11 protein-coding genes and 1 riboswitch are annotated in these 17,012 nt (G+C 70.7%); of the genes, 6 read left to right on the top strand and 5 right to left on the bottom strand.

What is annotated here, in order from left to right; translation table 11 throughout:
• Positions 1–5: 5 nt before the first annotated feature.
• Positions 6–1,442 carry a YibE/F family protein gene (locus AB0D44_RS00725; RefSeq protein WP_362582363.1) on the bottom strand — a complete coding sequence of 479 codons (1,437 nt, stop codon included), beginning with the start codon at positions 1,440–1,442 and terminating at the stop codon, positions 6–8.
• A 39-nt stretch (positions 1,443–1,481) separates the two neighbouring features.
• A riboswitch (TPP riboswitch) is annotated at positions 1,482–1,627 on the top strand.
• Between AB0D44_RS00725 and thiC the strand changes: the two genes are divergently transcribed.
• Positions 1,621–3,408, top strand: coding sequence for a phosphomethylpyrimidine synthase ThiC (thiC, locus tag AB0D44_RS00720; RefSeq protein WP_362582361.1), 1,788 nt, complete (start codon positions 1,621–1,623; stop codon positions 3,406–3,408). It overlaps the preceding riboswitch by 7 nt.
• Before the next feature lie 99 nt (positions 3,409–3,507).
• Here the strand turns inward: thiC and AB0D44_RS00715 are convergent, their stop codons facing one another.
• The 3 genes from AB0D44_RS00715 to AB0D44_RS00705 all read right to left on the bottom strand — a co-directional run bounded on the left by AB0D44_RS00715 (position 3,508) and on the right by AB0D44_RS00705 (position 7,092).
• Positions 3,508–4,314: a hypothetical protein gene (locus AB0D44_RS00715; protein ID WP_362582358.1), complete on the bottom strand. Its 807-nt coding sequence runs from the start codon at positions 4,312–4,314 to the stop codon at positions 3,508–3,510.
• A gap of 149 nt (positions 4,315–4,463) precedes the next feature.
• Positions 4,464–5,744 (bottom strand): metallophosphoesterase, encoded by a 1,281-nt coding sequence (locus AB0D44_RS00710; protein ID WP_362582355.1) that lies wholly within the window; start codon positions 5,742–5,744, stop codon positions 4,464–4,466.
• A gap of 232 nt (positions 5,745–5,976) precedes the next feature.
• Positions 5,977–7,092, bottom strand: a complete 1,116-nt coding sequence (locus AB0D44_RS00705; RefSeq protein WP_030028209.1) for a LacI family DNA-binding transcriptional regulator — start codon at positions 7,090–7,092, stop codon at positions 5,977–5,979.
• Between the two features lie 361 nt (positions 7,093–7,453).
• On the opposite strand from AB0D44_RS00705, the gene hisC reads away from it, so the two are divergent.
• A complete protein-coding gene (gene hisC, locus AB0D44_RS00700) occupies positions 7,454–8,533 on the top strand; it encodes a histidinol-phosphate transaminase (protein WP_362582352.1) in 1,080 nt (359 codons plus the stop codon).
• 6 nt (positions 8,534–8,539) lie between these two features.
• Here the strand turns inward: hisC and AB0D44_RS00695 are convergent, their stop codons facing one another.
• On the bottom strand, positions 8,540–8,908 hold the full coding sequence (locus tag AB0D44_RS00695; RefSeq protein WP_362582349.1) for a cyclophilin-like fold protein: 369 nt from the start codon (positions 8,906–8,908) through the stop codon (positions 8,540–8,542).
• Between the two features lie 189 nt (positions 8,909–9,097).
• Here AB0D44_RS00695 and AB0D44_RS00690 point away from each other — a divergent pair, with 189 nt between their 5' ends.
• From AB0D44_RS00690 to AB0D44_RS00675, 4 genes are all read left to right on the top strand, one after another.
• Positions 9,098–10,603, top strand: a complete 1,506-nt coding sequence (locus AB0D44_RS00690) for a cytochrome ubiquinol oxidase subunit I (protein ID WP_362582347.1) — start codon at positions 9,098–9,100, stop codon at positions 10,601–10,603.
• A gap of 17 nt (positions 10,604–10,620) precedes the next feature.
• The gene (gene cydB, locus AB0D44_RS00685) at positions 10,621–11,622 is read left to right on the top strand and encodes a cytochrome d ubiquinol oxidase subunit II (RefSeq protein ID WP_362582344.1); all 1,002 of its coding nucleotides are present in this window, start codon (positions 10,621–10,623) and stop codon (positions 11,620–11,622) included.
• Between the two features lie 77 nt (positions 11,623–11,699).
• Positions 11,700–15,251 carry a thiol reductant ABC exporter subunit CydD gene (gene cydD, locus AB0D44_RS00680; RefSeq protein WP_362582341.1) on the top strand — a complete coding sequence of 1,184 codons (3,552 nt, stop codon included), beginning with the start codon at positions 11,700–11,702 and terminating at the stop codon, positions 15,249–15,251.
• Between the two features lie 24 nt (positions 15,252–15,275).
• Complete coding sequence (locus AB0D44_RS00675) at positions 15,276–17,012, top strand: GAF domain-containing protein (protein WP_362582338.1); 1,737 nt, start codon at positions 15,276–15,278, stop codon at positions 17,010–17,012.

Here is a 17,012-nt window from a genome sequence, read left to right as displayed (position 1 = left end):
CACGTTCAGCGCTTGCGCCGACGGCCCCGGCCACTGCGGACCGGCCCCGAGCCCGCTCCGCCGTCCGGGGTCCCCGGCCGGTCGGCCGAGACGACCAGCGCGGCCAGCGCCGTCGTCACGGGCACCGAGGCCACGAGACCGATCGAGCCCACGAGGGTCCGTACGATCTCCTCCGCCACCAGCTCGCTGTTCGCCACCGCACCCATGCTGCTGTTCGCGATCGAGAACAGCAGGAGCAGGGGGAGGGCGGCGCCCGCGTACGCCAGCACCAGGGTGTTGACCACCGACGCGATGTGGTCGCGACCGATGCGGATGGCCGCCCGGTACAGGGCGCGCGGCCCCATCGAGGGGTCGGCCTGGTGGAGTTCCCAGACCGCCGAGGTCTGGGTGACCGTCACGTCGTCGAGTACGCCCAGCGATCCGATGATCACGCCCGCGAGCAGCAAACCGCTCATGTCGATGTCCGGGTAGAGCCCGTGGATCAAGCCCGTGTTGTCGTCGGTGTTGCCGCTGAGGAACGCCCAGCCGATGAACAGCGAGCCCAGCAGCCCGATCAACAGCAGTGAGACGAGTGTGCCGAGGACGGCGACCGAGGTGCGGGCGGTCAGCCCGTGGCACATGTAGAGGGCGATCAGCATGATGGCGCTCGCCCCGATGACGGCGACGAGCAGCGGATTCGACCCTTGCAGGATGGCCGGGAGGATGAAGAGGGTCAGCACGCCGAAGCTGACGACCAGCGCGATCAGCGCGAACAGCCCGCGCATCCGGCCGACCACGACGACCGCGACGGCGAAGATGCCCGCCAGCAGTGCCATGGGGAACTTGCGGTTCACGTCGATCACCGAGTACTGGAGGTCCCGCGGGGCGTCCGGTGCGTAGGCGACCACCACCTCCTGGCCGTCCGTCAACTGTCGTGGTGCGCCCGGCTGGACGATCTCGATGAAGGTGCGGCCCTGGTCCGGCCCGGTGCCGACCTTCACGGTGGCCTTCTTGCACGCGCCGGTCTGCGCGGCCTGGGCCTCGCGGCCCTCGGGAGTGGAGGTGTCGCCGGTGGGCGGGACCTGCGAGGCGTTCACCGATTTGCAGTCGACGTTCTCGAGCGAGACGACCGTGCCCTGCTGGGTCTGCCGGTCGAAGCCGACGCCCGTGCGCTCGTGCGCGGGGGCGCCGCCCGGCCAGAGCACCGCCATGCCGATGAAGACGGCGGCGGCGAAGGGGATCAACACGGCCGCGATGACCTTGCGCAGGTGCTTCGAGACCGGCGCCGCCGGCCCGTGGCCGTGGCTGTGGCCATGACCGGCGGCATGGCCGGAACCCGAGTGCCCGGCGCCTGCGTGTGAGTGGCCCGTGTGGTCACTGCGGCCAGTGGGATCCGTGGGCTCGGTGGGGGGCTGCGGCGAGGTCGTCACTGGCAGATCATCGCAAGAGATGAGGGGGCCCACTGTTCAGCACGCCCTAGATGACGCTAGCGTGGGGGCACCTTTGCACAACGCGGGAGCTCGGAGCACCGGGCTGAGAGGGCGCTGATCACCGTACGAGCATCACGGATGCGTACGGGAAGAGGCTGCGTCGACCGCCGAACCTGTTACCGGGTAATGCCGGCGTAGGGAGATAGGTCTCATGACCATTCAGGACGCACGCACGCCTGCCGTCAGCCAGGACAACGACGGTCAGACCGAGCGCCAGCCGGGCTGGCACAAGGGCTACGTGGGGGGCTCCCGCCCCGACATCCGGGTGCCGGTCCGCCAGGTCCACCTCACCAACGGCAAGGACGTGACGCTCTACGACACGTCCGGGCCGTACACCGACCCCCAGATCGAGACCGACGTGCGCCGAGGTCTCGCACCGCTGCGCGAGAACTGGATCATCGGCCGCGGGGACACCGAGGAGTACGCGGGACGCCCCGTGCGCCCCGAGGACGACGGCATCAAGCACACCTCGCCCCGGGGCGGGCTCAAGAACCTCGACGCCGTTTTCCCGGGCCGCCCCCGCCAGCCCCGCCGGGGCCGTGGCGGCGCCGCCGTCACGCAGCTCGCGTACGCCCGCCGGGGCGAGATCACCCCGGAGATGGAGTACGTCGCGATCCGCGAGAACGTCTCCCCCGAGGTCGTCCGCGAGGAGATCGCCGCAGGTCGTGCGGTGCTTCCGGCGAACGTGAACCACCCCGAGATCGAGCCGATGATCATCGGTAAGCGATTCCTGGTGAAGGTCAACGCCAACATCGGCAACTCCGCGGTCACCTCCTCCATCGAGGAAGAGGTCGACAAGATGACCTGGGCGACCAAGTGGGGTGCCGACACGGTCATGGACCTCTCGACGGGCCGCAACATCCACACCACGCGCGAGTGGGTGCTGCGCAACTCCCCCGTCCCGATCGGCACCGTCCCGCTCTACCAGGCGCTGGAGAAGGTCGACGGCCGTGCCGAGGACCTGACCTGGGAGATCTACAAGGACACGGTCATCGAGCAGGCCGAGCAGGGCGTCGACTACATGACGGTCCACGCTGGCGTGCTGCTGCCCTACGTGCCGCTGACGGCCCGCCGCAAGACCGGCATCGTCTCGCGCGGCGGATCGATCATGGCCGCGTGGTGCCTGGCGCACCACAAGGAGAACTTCCTCTACACGAACTTCGAGGAGCTCTGCGAGATCCTCGCGACGTACGACGTCACGTACTCGCTGGGCGACGGCCTGCGCCCCGGCTCCATCGCGGACGCCAACGACGCGGCGCAGTTCGCGGAGCTGAAGACGCTGGGCGAGCTCAACACGATCGCCAAGCGCCACAACGTCCAGACGATGATCGAGGGCCCGGGCCACGTCCCGATGCACAAGATCAAGGAGAACATCGACCTCCAGCAGGAGATCTGCGAGGAGGCGCCGTTCTACACGCTCGGCCCGCTGACCACGGACGTCGCGCCCGCGTACGACCACATCACCTCGGGCATCGGCGCCGCGATGATCGCCTGGTGGGGCACCGCGATGCTCTGCTACGTCACGCCCAAGGAGCACCTGGGCCTGCCCAACCGCGACGACGTCAAGACCGGCGTCATCACGTACAAGATCGCCGCGCACGCCGCGGACCTGGCGAAGGGGCACCCCGGAGCCCAGGAGTGGGACGACGCGCTGTCGGACGCCCGCTTCGAGTTCCGCTGGGAGGACCAGTTCAACCTGGCGCTCGACCCGGACACCGCTCGTGAGTTCCACGACGAGACCCTGCCCGCCGAGCCGGCCAAGACCGCGCACTTCTGCTCCATGTGCGGTCCGAAGTTCTGCTCGATGAAGATCTCCCAGGACATCCGCCGTGAACACGGCGGCGACCTGAAGGCCGAGGAGATCCAGGCGGGCATGGCCGAGAAGTCCGCCGAGTTCGCGGCCTCGGGCAACCGCGTCTACCTGCCGCTGGCCGACTGACGCGCCACGCACGGACGAGGGCGCCGCTCCCCGGCCGTTCGTCGGGCCGGGGAACAGCGCCGTTGTTTCACGTGAAACATCGCCTGCCGTCGGCGAGGCCTACTGCGGCTCGCGTTCCGGGCCGCCGAAGTCCGGACTGGAGAAGTCCGGCGGGGTGTAGCCGGGCCGGGGACTTTCGGAGGGGGATCCCGGGCTGGTGAAGTCGGGAGCCGTGTACCCCAGATGGGGTATCCGGCTGCCGCGTCTGCGGGGGGCCGGGAAACCGGCCCCCGCGCTCGGGTCGGCCAGTGCGTCACGCAGGAACGGCATGATCCCGCGCTCCAGCAGGGCGCGCCGCCATGCCTCGCGGGCCAGTGCGACCTCGTCCGGTATCGCCTCGGGTCCGTCCGCGGCCACCTCGGTCGACCGGTTGCGCACGGCCGTCACCAGCAGGCCGATCACCGCGAAGACCAGGGAGGCGACGGTGAGCGCGCCGAAGAACGAGCCCGCCGTCAGCATGGTCTCGGCGAAGGCCGGCTCGGGTTCGATCATCTTCAGGATGTAGCCCACCAGCAGGAAGATCAGCATGGCCGCGCCCGCCAGGACCGGTGCGAGCACCGCGATCACGGCGCCGAGCCCCGCGCCGTCCTGTTCGTCGGTGTCCTCCCCGGCCGTCCCGGGAGCAGAGAGGACCTCGTCGCGCCGTTCCTCGCGGACCTTCACGTAGTGGTCGTACTCGGTGGCGGCCGCTGCTGTCAGCAGGGCGCTGGCCCCCAGGGCCATCGTGCGCAGCTGTTCGGCGTTCAGACGTTCGCCGAGGGCGGCGAGCTCGGGCCGTTCGTGTGCGGTGCGCAGCGCCTCGTCGAGGAGTCGGTCGAACTCCGGCCGGTCTTCGGTCAGCAGGTGCGGAGCGCTGGTCATGTGCATCCCCCGATGCTCCGTGGAGGCCGGTTTGCCCGCGTAGACCCGGGCGCCGGCACAAACGGAGGAGAGCCTGCTACGGATAGAGCGATGGTAGAGGCCCTACACCGCAGGTTGACAGGGGCTTTCCAGAAATACCCCTTGTGTGACAAGCCTCAGTTGCTCAAGGGGAGTTGCACGACCAGCAGCTTGCCCGCCATCGTGACGCCGCCGTCCATCGCGATGGCGAGTCCGTCCGCGTACACGTGGGGGCCGTCCACGGCCTCCGGTCCACGGGACCCGTCACCGTCTTCGGTGCCCACTTCGCCGAGCAGGTAGGGGATGGGGCTGTGCCCGTGCACGACGCGGCTGCCCCCGTACGTCCCGAGCAGTTCGCGTACCGCGCCGGGGCCGGTCTCCTCGTCGCGGAAGGCGAACCGCTTGGTGAACTTGCGGAAGAGGTCCCAGGTGATGTCGGCGTCGTTGCGGTTGAGCAGCTCGTGGATGGTGTCGTTGACGTCCTCGATCGAGTCGCCGTAGTCCAGGTAGGCCGTGGTGTCGGAGTGCAGGAGCAGGTGCCCTTCCTCCAGGACGGCCGCGTCCAGGCGGGACATCCACTGCAGGTGGACGTCCTGCAGGCGCTCCATGTCGGTGCGCTGGCCGCCGTTGAGCAGCCATGCGGCCTGGAAGGTGGCGGTGCCGGCGCCGGAGGAGACGGGGGTGTCGCCGAACCGCTTGGCGCCGATGAGCAGCAGCTCGTGGTTGCCCATGAGGGCCTTGCAGTAGCCGCCGGCGGCCGCCGCCTCGGCGGACAGCCGCATGACGAGGTCGATCACGCCGATGCCGTCGGGGCCCCGGTCGGTGAAGTCTCCGAGGAACCAGAGCCGGGCGTTGCCGGCGGACCAGCGGCGCTCCGCGTCGATGAGGCCCTGGGCGTGGAGTTCGGTGACGAGCTCGTCGAGGTAGCCGTGGACGTCGCCGACGACGTAGAGCGGTCCGGGACCGCCGGCCGCGGGGTCCTGGGGCACGTACTGGACCTGCACGGTGTCGCCGGGGCCGCCGAGCGCGCCGCGCCCGATGACGGGCAGGTCGCGGTGGGTGGGGGTGTAGCCCCCGAGGTCGTCGTCCTCGGGTTCCGGCTCGGTGGCGTCGTGCACCTCGTGCGCTTCGTACGCCTCGGGTGCTCCGTACGCCTCGTGCTGCGGGACGGGCGGTGCGGCGGGCTGCTGCGGGACGCTTGGCGCGGCGGGCTGCGGGGCCGTCTGCGGCGTGTAGTCCGGCTGCGGGGGCACGCTCCGGCCGCCGTTCTCGTAGTACGCCGGGTACTCGCCGTAGACGGGGGCCTCATCGGGCAGCCCGGTGGATACGGCGTACGGAGCGGGTTCGGTGACCGGCACCCGGAAGTCCCGCAGCGTTTCCGTCCGCATCGCGGGTCCCTGACCGGCCCCCTGAGTCATCGACCCCTCCACCACCGTCGCGCTGCCGTACACCTGCGGACCCTCCTGACCTCCAGGGAGGAGGGTCCGTGATGTCGTGCGCCCATCATAGGAATGCGGCTCGCGCTGTGTGACGCACCAGGGGTGGTGAATCCTCACCGGAGCCGATCGTTCCTACCGTTTTCTGCCGATATCTGCGTTCCGGAAATCCTGGGCGGGGCCGGTGGGCCCGCCCGTAGAGCGGTGGGGCGGGTCAGTCCTGTGCCGGGGAGCGCGGCGGGCTGACGGTCGTCCGGGGCTGCCTGCGCTGCGACGAGGTACGGATGATGAGCTCGGTCGGGACGACCTGTTCGACGGGGCGCCCGGTGTCCACTCCCTCGATCGCGTCGATGAGCAGCTGCACGACGGCGGTGCCGATGCGGCGCGGTTTGAGGGAGAGGGTGGTGATGGGCGGCTCGGTGTTGGCGTACACGGTGGACTCGCTGCAGCACACGAGCAACAGGTCCTCCGGGACGCGCAGCCCGTAGCGCCGGGCGGCGGCGAGCAGGTCGGTGCCGTTGGGGTCGAAGAGCCCGTACACGGCGTCGGGCCGGTCGGGTCGGGCGAGGAGCCGGTCGGCGGCCACGGCGCCCGCGCAGGGGTCGTGGGCGGGGTAGGACTCGTAGACCGGGTCCTGGCCGACGCGCTCGCACCAGTTGAGGTAGGCGGTGGTGGAGAGCCGGGTGTAGGTGTCGGTGGTGGTGCCGGTCAGCAGCCCGATCCTGCGGGCGCCGGCGGCGGCGAGGTGGTCGAGCAGGCCCAGTACGGCGGCCTCGTGGTCGTTGTCGACCCAGGCGGTGACGGGGAGCGAGCCTGCCGGGCGGCCGTCGGAGACCACGGGTAGGCCCTGGCGGACCAGTTCGGTGACGACGGGATCGTGGTCGGAGGGGTCGATGACGACGGTGCCGTCGAGGGCGACGTTGGACCACACGTCGTGTCGGGAGGTGGCGGGGAGGATGACGAGGGCGTAGCCGCGGGCGAGCGCGGCGGAGGTGGCGGCTCTGGCCATCTCGGCGAAGTAGGCGAATTCGGTGAAGGTGAAAGGTTCATCCCCGTACGTCGTCACGGTCAGGCCGATGAGGCCCGACTTGCCGGTACGGAGGGTGCGGGCGGCGGCGGAGGGGCGGTAGCCCAGCCGGTCGGCCACCTCGCGAACGTGGCGGCGGGTGGCGTCCGGCAGCCGTCCCTTGCCATTGAGCGCGTCGGAGACGGTTGTGATGGAGACGCCCGCCGCGGCGGCCACGTCCCTGATGCCTGCCCGGCCCTGTCGGCCGGCGGCCCGCCGGGTGGTCTCGGTCCGGCTCACCTGATGCTTCCCTGCTGCTGTCATGGCGAGCCGATAGTAGGGCTCGGGGGGGTGGGTGGTCCGTGTGCATATGCACGCGTTGACAGGCTCGTTTCTGCATGGTTCGCCACCCCCAATGACCTTGGAACTGAAGGCATTTGGCCTATGTGCTCTGTGGTGGAGCTTGTCGGCGGCCACGGGCATGCCAAAACGGGGTGGTCTCGGGCCGGTCTCAACTCACCTGCACGAGGGACGCGCGCCACGGCGCAGGCCACCAGCGCGCGCATATATGCGCGCGCTCCCCCGCATTCCAGGCGCCCCCATTCTCGGGAGAGCGGAATCCTCATAAGGTGAGCAGTATTGAGTCGACGGCGACGTCGGACGGGATGGTCGAGGAGGACCTGCGGTGAGCGAGAAGAGCCCGAAGCTGCGCGCCGAGCTGGACGGCATTCCCACGTACAAGCCGGGCAAGCCGGCTGCCGCGGGCGGGGCCGTCGCGTACAAGCTGTCCTCGAACGAGAACCCGTACCCGCCGCTGACCGGGGTGCTCGAGAGCGCGGTCGCGGCGGCCGGGAACTTCAACCGGTACCCGGACATGGCCTGCACCGGCCTGGTGAACGAGATCGCGGAGCGGTTCGGGGTGCCGGTCGAGCACGTCGCCACCGGCACCGGCTCCGTCGGCGTGGCCCAGTCGCTGATCCAGTCGACGGCCGGACCGGGTGACGAGGTCATCTACGCCTGGCGTTCCTTCGAGGCGTACCCGATCATCACGCAGATCTCGGGTGCGACCTCGGTACAGGTGCCGCTGACCGAGGGCGACGTGCACGACCTCGACGCGATGGCGGAGGCGATCACCGAGCGGACCCGGCTGATCTTCGTCTGCAACCCCAACAACCCCACCGGCACCGCCGTGCGGCGTGCCGAGCTGGAGCGCTTCCTGGACCGGGTGCCCTCGGACGTCCTGGTGGTGCTGGACGAGGCCTACCGCGAGTTCGTGCGTGACGCCGACGTACCGGACGGCATCGAGCTCTACCGCGACCGCCCGAACGTCTGTGTGCTGCGCACGTTCTCCAAGGCGTACGGGCTCGCCGGCCTGCGCGTCGGTTTCGCGGTGGCGCACGAGCCGGTGGCCGCGGCGCTGCGCAAGACGGCGGTCCCCTTCGGCGTCAGCCAGCTCGCCCAGGACGCCGCGGTGGCCTCGCTGCGCGCCGAGGACGAGCTGATGGGCCGTGTCGGGGCGCTGGTGTGCGAGCGCAAGCGGGTCCACGAGACGCTCCTCGCGCAGGGCTGGACCGTGCCGGACACGCAGGCGAACTTCGTGTGGATGCGGCTGGGGGAGCGGACCGCGGACTTCGCGGCGGCCTGCGAGAAGGCCGGTGTGGTGGTCCGGCCCTTCGCGGGCGAGGGCCTGCGGGTCACGATCGGTGAGACCGAGGCGAACGACCTCTTCCTGCACACGGCGGAGGCCTTCTTCAAGGAGCTGTAGGCCTGGTCAGGCCAGTTCCACGCGGACGGGATCGCCGTCGCGGACGGTGGACAGCAGGCGGGGGTCGCCGTCGAACGAGCCGAGCACGTTGCACGGGCTCGCCAGGCGGCTCTCGCCTCCGCGTGAGATGGGAGTGGGCCCGTAGGGCAGGGCGAGCGCGTCGCCCTCGGTCCAGAAGGCGACCGTGCCGGGCTCGACGACCTGCCGGGCGTCGTGCTCCAGGGCGACGGAGACGCCGGTGTCGAAGTAGACCTCCTCGCCCCAGGTGTTCGCGGAGGCGGAGATCGGAAGGGCCTCGGCCAGCGCCTTGCTGGTCGGGGTCTCGTCGAGGGTTGCGGTGAGCTGACCCGCAGGCCAGGAGATGCGTATCTTCATGAGCCGCATTCAACAATCTGTTGAATCTGTTGGCTAGAGGGACCCCGCCTGAGCAGTCCGAAAGTCGGTGCGCCATAATGCTTGTGAATGTGAACGCGTTCACAAGCGCGTCCTGCTTCCTCCTGAATTGAGTGGGACACAACAGGCAGACTGCGGCAGCGACCACGGCGAACCGAAGGAGACGACGACGTGGACCTGGCTTTGGCGCCCGAGACCCTGGCGCGATGGCAGTTCGGCATTACCACCGTCTATCACTTCCTCTTCGTCCCCCTGACGATCTCGCTCGCCGCGCTCACGGCCGGCCTGCAGACCGCCTGGGTGCGCACCGAGAAGGAGAAGTACCTCAGGGCCACGAAGTTCTGGGGAAAGCTCTTCTTGATCAATATCGCGATGGGTGTCGTCACCGGCATCGTCCAGGAGTTCCAGTTCGGTATGAACTGGTCCGACTACTCGCGATTCGTCGGTGACGTCTTCGGGGCCCCGCTGGCCTTCGAAGCGCTGATCGCCTTCTTCTTCGAGTCGACCTTCATCGGTCTGTGGATCTTCGGCTGGGACAAGCTGCCGAAGAAGATCCACCTGGCCTGCATCTGGATGGTGTCCCTCGGCACCGTCCTGTCCGCCTACTTCATCCTGGCGGCCAATTCCTGGATGCAGCACCCGGTCGGGTACCGCATCAACGAGGAGCGCGGCCGGGCCGAGCTCACCGATTTCTGGCAGGTGCTCACCCAGAACACCGCGCTCACCCAGTTCTTCCACACCATCACGGCGGCCTTCCTGGTCGGCGGCGCGTTCATGGTCGGCATCGCCGCCTTCCACCTGGCGCGCAAGAAGCACATCCCCGTGATGCGGACCTCGCTGCGGCTCGGCCTGATCACGCTGATCATCGCGGGGATGGGCACCGCCGTCAGCGGTGACCTGCTCGGCAAGGTCATGTTCAAGCAGCAGCCGATGAAGATGGCCGCCGCCGAGGCGCTGTGGGACGGCGAGGCGCCGGCTCCGTTCTCGATCTTCGCCTACGGCGATGTGGACAAGGGCCACAACAAGGTCGCCATAGAGATCCCGGGCCTGCTGTCCTTCCTGGCCAACGACGACTTCACCTCCTTCGTCCCGGGCATCAACGACGTCAACAAGGCCGAGCAGGAGAGGTTCGGGCCCGGCGACTACCGGCCCAACATCCCCGTCGCCTACTGGGGCTTCCGCTGGATGATCGGCTTCGGCATGGCCTCGCTCGGCATCGGCGTGCTGGGGCTGTGGCTGACCCGCAAGAAGTTCATGCTGCCGCCGGGTCTGCGGACCTCGCAGGACGAGGTGCCGAACCTGGTCCTCTTCAAGCGGGCGCTGAGCCCCAAGTGGGGACGGCTCTACTGGATCGTCGCGCTCTGGACCATGGGCTTCCCGCTCATCGCCAGCTCCTGGGGCTGGATCTTCACCGAGATGGGCCGTCAGCCCTGGGTGGTCTACGGAGTCCTGCGCACCCGTGATGCGGTCTCGCCGGGTGTCTCCCAGGGCGAGGTGCTCACGTCCATGATCGGCTTCACGCTGCTGTACGCGGTGCTCGCCGTCATCGAGGTCAAGCTGCTCGTGAAATACGTCAAGCTCGGACCCCCCGAGCTCACCGAGGCCGACCTCAACCCGCCCACCAAGATCGGCGGGGACGACAAGAACCCCGACCGGCCGATGGCCTTCTCGTACTGAGGCTGAGGAGTCCAACGATGCAACTCCACGACGTCTGGTTCGTGCTCATCGCCGTTCTGTGGATCGGCTACTTCTTCCTGGAGGGCTTCGACTTCGGAGTCGGCGTACTGACCAAGCTGCTCGCCCGCGACCGTACGGAGAAGCGGGTCCTGATCAACACGATCGGGCCCGTCTGGGACGGCAACGAGGTCTGGCTGCTCACCGCGGGCGGGGCGACCTTCGCCGCGTTCCCCGACTGGTACGCCACCCTCTTCTCCGGGTTCTACCTGCCGCTGCTGCTCATCCTGGTCTGCCTGATCGTCCGGGGGGTGGCATTCGAGTACCGGCACAAGCGCCCCGAGGACAAGTGGCAGACCAACTGGGAGCACGCGATCTTCTGGACCTCGCTGATTCCCGCCTTCCTGTGGGGCGTGGCCTTCGCCAACATCGTCCGCGGTGTGAAGATCGATGAGAACAAGGAGTACGTGGGCACCCTCCTCGACCTCCTCAACGGCTACGCGCTCCTCGGCGGCCTGGTCACCCTCACCCTGTTCACCTTCCACGGCGCGGTCTTCACCTCGCTCAAGACGGTCGGCGAGATCCGGGAGCGCTCGCGGATGCTCGCGAACCGGCTGGGCGCGGCCACCGCGGTACTGGCCCTCGTCTTCCTGACCTGGACCCAGTTCACGCGCGGCGATGCCAAGAGCCTGATCGCGATGGCCGTCGCGGTGCTCGCGCTGGTCGGGGCCCTCGGCTCCACCCGGGCGGGCCGCGAGGGCTGGGCGTTCGCCCTGTCCGGGGTCACCATCGCGGCGGCCGTCGCGATGCTCTTCCTCACGCTGTTCCCGAACGTCATGCCGTCCTCGCTGGACGACGCCTGGAGCCTCACGGTCACCAACGCCTCGTCCAGCCCGTACACCCTGAAGATCATGACCTGGTGTGCGGGAGTGGCCACGCCGCTGGTCCTGCTCTACCAGGGATGGACGTACTGGGTGTTCCGCAAGCGGATCGGGACGCAGCACATCGTCGACGCGCACTGAGCACCGACCGACGTGTGGTGGCCCCGCCACCCGACCCTCCTGCCCGACCGGCTGACCCTGCCTGGGGGATGTTTCACGTGAAACCGATCGACCCGCGCCTGCTTCGGTACGCCCGCTCCACACGCCTTTTCCTGGCCGCGGTGGTGGCCCTGGGCCTCGCCGGGGCGGGGCTGGTCGTCGGTCAGGCGATGCTGATCGCCGAGATCGTGGTCGGCGCCTTCGAGGAAGGTCTGGGCGGGGCCGCGCTCCGCACGCCGCTGCTGCTGCTCGCGGCGGTGGCGCTCGGCCGCGGCCTGACCACCTGGCTGACGGAGCTGGCCGCGCACCGGGCCGGCGCGGCGGTCAAGTCGGAGCTGCGGGGCCGGCTGCTGGACCGGGCCGCGGACCTGGGGCCCGGCTGGCTGGGCGGCCAACGGACCGGTTCCCTGGTCGCCCTGGCCACCCGGGGCGTCGACGCGCTCGACGACTACTTCTCCCGCTACCTTCCCCAGCTGGGGCTCGCGGTGGTCGTTCCGGTGGCGGTGCTCGCCCGGATCGTCACCGAGGACTGGGTGTCGGCGGCCATCATCGTCGTCACCCTGCCGCTGATCCCGCTGTTCATGATCCTCATCGGCATGGCCACCCAGTCCCGGATGGACCGCCAGTGGCGGCTGCTGTCGCGGCTGTCGGGGCACTTCCTCGACGTGGTGGCCGGACTTCCCACCCTGAAGGTGTTCGGACGGGCCAAGGCCCAGGCGGAGTCGATCCGAAAGATCACCGACGACTACCGGCGCGCGACGATGCGGACCCTGCGCATCGCCTTCCTGTCCTCCTTCGCGCTGGAACTCCTCGCGACCCTGTCCGTGGCGCTGGTGGCGGTGACCATCGGCATGCGGCTGGTCCACGGCGAGCTGGACCTCTATACGGGACTGGTCATCCTGATCCTGGCGCCCGAGGCGTACCTGCCGTTGCGGCAGGTCGGCGCGCAGTACCATGCGGCCGCCGAGGGGCTCGCGGCCGCCGAGGAGATCTTCGAAGTCCTCGAGACCCCCGTCCCGCGGCCGGCCGGCGGAGCCGCCCTCCCGACCGGCACTCCCCTGCGCATCGAGATCGACGGGGTGGCCGTGCGCCACGAAGGCCGCACTGAGGACTCGCCCGGACCCGTCTCGCTGACCGTCGGACCGGGGGAGTGCGTGGCTCTGACCGGCCCGAGCGGGGTGGGGAAGTCCACCCTGCTCCAGGTGCTGTTGGGGTTCGTGGCCCCGAGTGCGGGACGGGTTCGGATCGCGGGAACCGATCTTTCCGAGCTGTCGCAGGAGCAGTGGCGGGAGCGGGTGGCGTGGGTGCCGCAGCGCCCGCACCTGTTCGCCGGGACGATCGGGGAGAACGTACGGCTGGCCCGCCCGGACGCCTGCGAGGCGGATGTGACCCGCGCCCTGCGGGACGCGGGGGCGTGGGAGTTCGTGGCAGCACTGCCGCTCGGGGTGGACACCCCCCTCGGTGAGGGCGGTGTGGGACTGTCCGCGGGGCAGCGGCAGCGGCTGGCGCTCGCCCGGGCGTTCCTGGCGGACCGGCCCGTGCTGCTGCTGGACGAGCCGACCGCGGCGCTGGACGGCGAGACCGAGGCAGCGGTGGTGGACGCGGTCCGGCGGCTGGCCGTCGGCCGGACCGTCCTGCTGGTCGTGCACCGGCCGGCGCTGCTCGCCATCGCCGACCGCGTGGTCCCGATCGCCGGGGCGGGAACGGCCCGCGCGCCGCTCCCCCGGCCCACCGCCGCCCGGCCCGGGACTCCCGTCCCGTCCTCGGCCGACGCCGGGGAGTGGATGCTCGGCGCCGCACCCGAGCGGACGCGCACGGGGGGCGGGACGGACTCGGGCGGGAGCGATCCGCTGCGCCGGGTACGGGACGTGGCCAGGGCATGGCAGGGCCGTTTCCGGCTCGGCCTGCTGCTCGGGGCGCTGGCCGTGGGGTGCAGCGTCGGGTTGATGGCCGTGTCCGGCTGGCTGATCTCGCGGGCCTCCGAGCAGCCTCCCGTGCTCTATCTGATGGTGGCCGTGACCGCCACTCGCGCCTTCGGAATGGGCCGCGCGGTCTTCCGGTACGCCGAGCGCCTCGTCTCGCACGACGCCGTGCTGAGGATGCTCGCCGACCTGCGGGTCACCGTGTACCGGAGGCTGGAGCGCATCGCCCCTGCCGGGTTGCGCGAGCACCGGCGCGGGGACCTTCTGACCCGGCTGGTGGCCGACGCCGACGCACTGCAGGACTACTGGCTGCGCTGGCTGCTGCCGGTCGGGACCGCGGTGCTCGTCGGCACCGGCTCGGTCGCCTTCACCACCTGGCTGCTGCCGGAGGCAGGAGCCGCCCTCGCCGTCGGACTGCTCGCCGCCGGCGTGGGCGTTCCGCTCGTCAGCGGGGCCTGCGCGCGACGTGCGGAGCGCCGGCTGGCGCCCGCCCGGGGTGAACTCGCCACGCGGGTGGCCGATCTGCTCACCGGCACCGCGGAACTGACCGTCGCCGGGGCGCTGGAGGACCGCAAGGACCGGGCCCGCGCGAGCGACGGCGCGCTGACGCGGATCGCCGCGCGCGGCGCGGCCGCCGCCGGGCTGGGCGGCGGGCTGGCCGCCCTGGTGTGCGGGCTGACCGTGGTGGCCGCGGCGGCCGCGGCCGCGACAGCGGTACACGACGGACGGCTCTCCGGGGTGGCCATGGCGGTCGCCGTACTGACACCGCTCGCCGCCTTCGAGGCGGTCAACGGTCTTCCGCTCGCCGTCCAGTACCGCCAGCGGGTGCGCCGCAGCGCGGAGCGGGTCTACGAGGTCATCGACGCCCCGGCTCCGGTCGCCGAGCCGCAGCGGCCCGCAGAGGCGCCCGGCTCGCCCTTCCCGCTGCGGCTGACGGGGCTCACCGCACGCCACCCCGGACAGGAGCGGGACGCCCTGCGGGGTGTGGACCTGGCCCTGGAAGCCGGCCGGCGCATCGCCGTCGTGGGCCCCTCGGGCTCCGGCAAGACCACCCTCGCGCAGGTCCTGCTGCGCTTCCTGGACCCGCGCGACGGCACGTACACCGTGGGCGGGACCGACGCGTGCGCCCTCGACGGCGACGACGTCCGCGCGCTCGTGGGGCTCTGTGCCCAGGACGCGCACCTCTTCGACAGCTCGGTACGGGAGAACCTGCGGCTGGCGCGGACCGGCGCGAGCGAGCAGGAGCTGCGGGAGGCGCTGGCCGCGGCGAGGCTCCTGGAATGGGCCGACGGACTCCCGGACGGCCTCGACACCCTGGTCGGCGAGCACGGCGAGCGGATCTCCGGCGGCCAGCGCCAGCGCCTGACGCTGGCCCGGGCGCTGCTCGCGGACTTCCCCGTGCTGGTCCTGGACGAGCCGGCCGAGCACCTGGACCTGGCCACGGCGGACGCGCTGACGGCGGATCTGCTGGCGGCCACCGAGGGCCGTACCACCGTGCTGATCACGCACCGGCTGGCCGGGCTGGAGGCGGTCGACGAGGTGCTCGTGCTCGACGGCGGAGAGGTCGTCCAGCGCGGGGCGTACGCCGAGCTGGCCGCTGCCGAGGGTCCGCTGCGGCGGCTGCTGGAGCGGGAGAGGGAGGCCGACGCGACCGCGGCCGGCCTTGTCCGTGCCGACTTTCCCCGCTAAACGGGACTAACTAGTCTCAAGGGCATGTCAGTGCAGGAGTCCAAGGAACCGCCGGACGCATCACCGGGAACACCGGACCCGCTGGAGGCCGCCACCCAGGCCACCCGGAGTCTGCAGGGCCTGTCCACCGAGCTCACGGCCCGCGTCCCGCAGCTGCTGGAGGCCATGAGGTCGGTCGGTACCGGGCTTGAACTGCACTCCACGCTCGACCGGATCTGTGAGACCGCGGCCGAGCTCGCGGACGCCCGCTACGCGGCGATCGGCGTCGTCGACATGGAGGGCCGCGGACTTTCGGACTTCGTCACGTTCGGGGTCAGCTCCGAGCTGGCCAAGAAGATCGGTCACCGTCCGGACGGGAAACGGGGCCTGCTGGGGGCGCTGATCTCGCACTCCGACACCGTCCGGCTCGAGGACCTGACGAAGGATCCGCGCTCGGCGGGCTTCCCCGCGCACCACCCGACCATGAAGACGTTCCTCGGTGTCCCGATCCGGGTCCAGGGGGAGATCTTCGGGAACCTGTACCTCGCCGAGAAGAACGGCGGCGGCCCGTTCAACGACTACGACGTCCACATGGTCCGCGTGCTGGCCACCGAGGCGGGCATCGCCATCGGCAACGCCCGGCTGTACGAGGCCGCCACCCAGCGGGAGCGCTGGATCGACGGCTCGGTGGCCGTCACCACGGCCCTGCTGTCCGGCGGGGACGCGGACGACGCCCTCACGGTGGTGGCCGAGCAGGCCCGCCGCCTGGCCGACTCCTCCGCAGGGATCGTCATGCTGCCGGCCGAGGAAGGCGGGATGGAGATCGTCGCCGTCTCGGCCGAGAACCCGGCCACCTCGCTCGGTGTGGTGATCCCGGCCGAGAGCCCGGTCGTGCACAGGCTTCTCCAGGGCGAGCCGGTCTTCGTGGACGACGCGGCGTCCGACCCGCGCATGGCCAGCGAGATGACCAGCCAGTACGGCCCCTGCATGATGCTGCCGCTGCACAGTGGCGGCCGGGTGCTGGGGGCCCTGGTCACGCCGAGGGCACGCGGTACCCGGCCGTTCAGCGAGGCCGAGCGGACCCTGGCCACGCAGTTCGCCTCGCAGGCCGCGCTCGCGCTGATGATGGCCGAGGCGCAGCGCGACCGGGAACGCCTCGCCGTGTTCGAGGACCGCGACCGGATCGCCCGGGACCTGCACGACCTGGTCATCCAGCGGCTGTTCGCCACCGGGATGATGCTGGTGGGCGCCCAGCGCCGGTCCATCGTGCCCGAGGTCCGCGACGGGGTCGGCAAGGCCGTGGACGAGCTGGACGTGACGATCCAGGAGATCCGTACGGCGATCTTCGCGCTCCAGCAGGGCCCAGCCGAGGCTCCCTCAGGGCTGCGGACCCGGGTGCTGAGGGAGATCAACATGGCTGCCGTACCGCTGGGCTTCAAGCCCGCGCACCGCTTCCTCGGCCCGATCGACGCGGTCGTCGGCGAACTGGTGGGCAAGAACCTGATCGCCGCCCTGCGCGAGGCCCTGTCCAACGCCTTCCGCCACGCCGTCGCCTCCCGGATCGAGGTGGTCCTGGACTCCACCGTCACGCTGGCGGACGGGCGCCCCGGCGTCCGGCTGGAGGTCGCCGACGACGGCGTGGGCATCCCCGAGGGCGGGCGGCGCAGCGGGCTGCGCAATCTGCGCCGGCGGGCCGAGTCCCTGGGGGGCACGAGCTCGTACGGCCCCGGTATCGGCGAGGACGGCGGCGGGACCACCCTGGTGTGGGAGGCCCCGCTGTAG

The organism is Streptomyces sp. NPDC048349 (assembly GCF_040651925.1).
In the GTDB taxonomy this organism is placed as follows: Bacteria; Actinomycetota; Actinomycetes; order Streptomycetales; family Streptomycetaceae; genus Streptomyces.
This window is presented reverse-complemented; position numbering and strand designations above follow the sequence as displayed.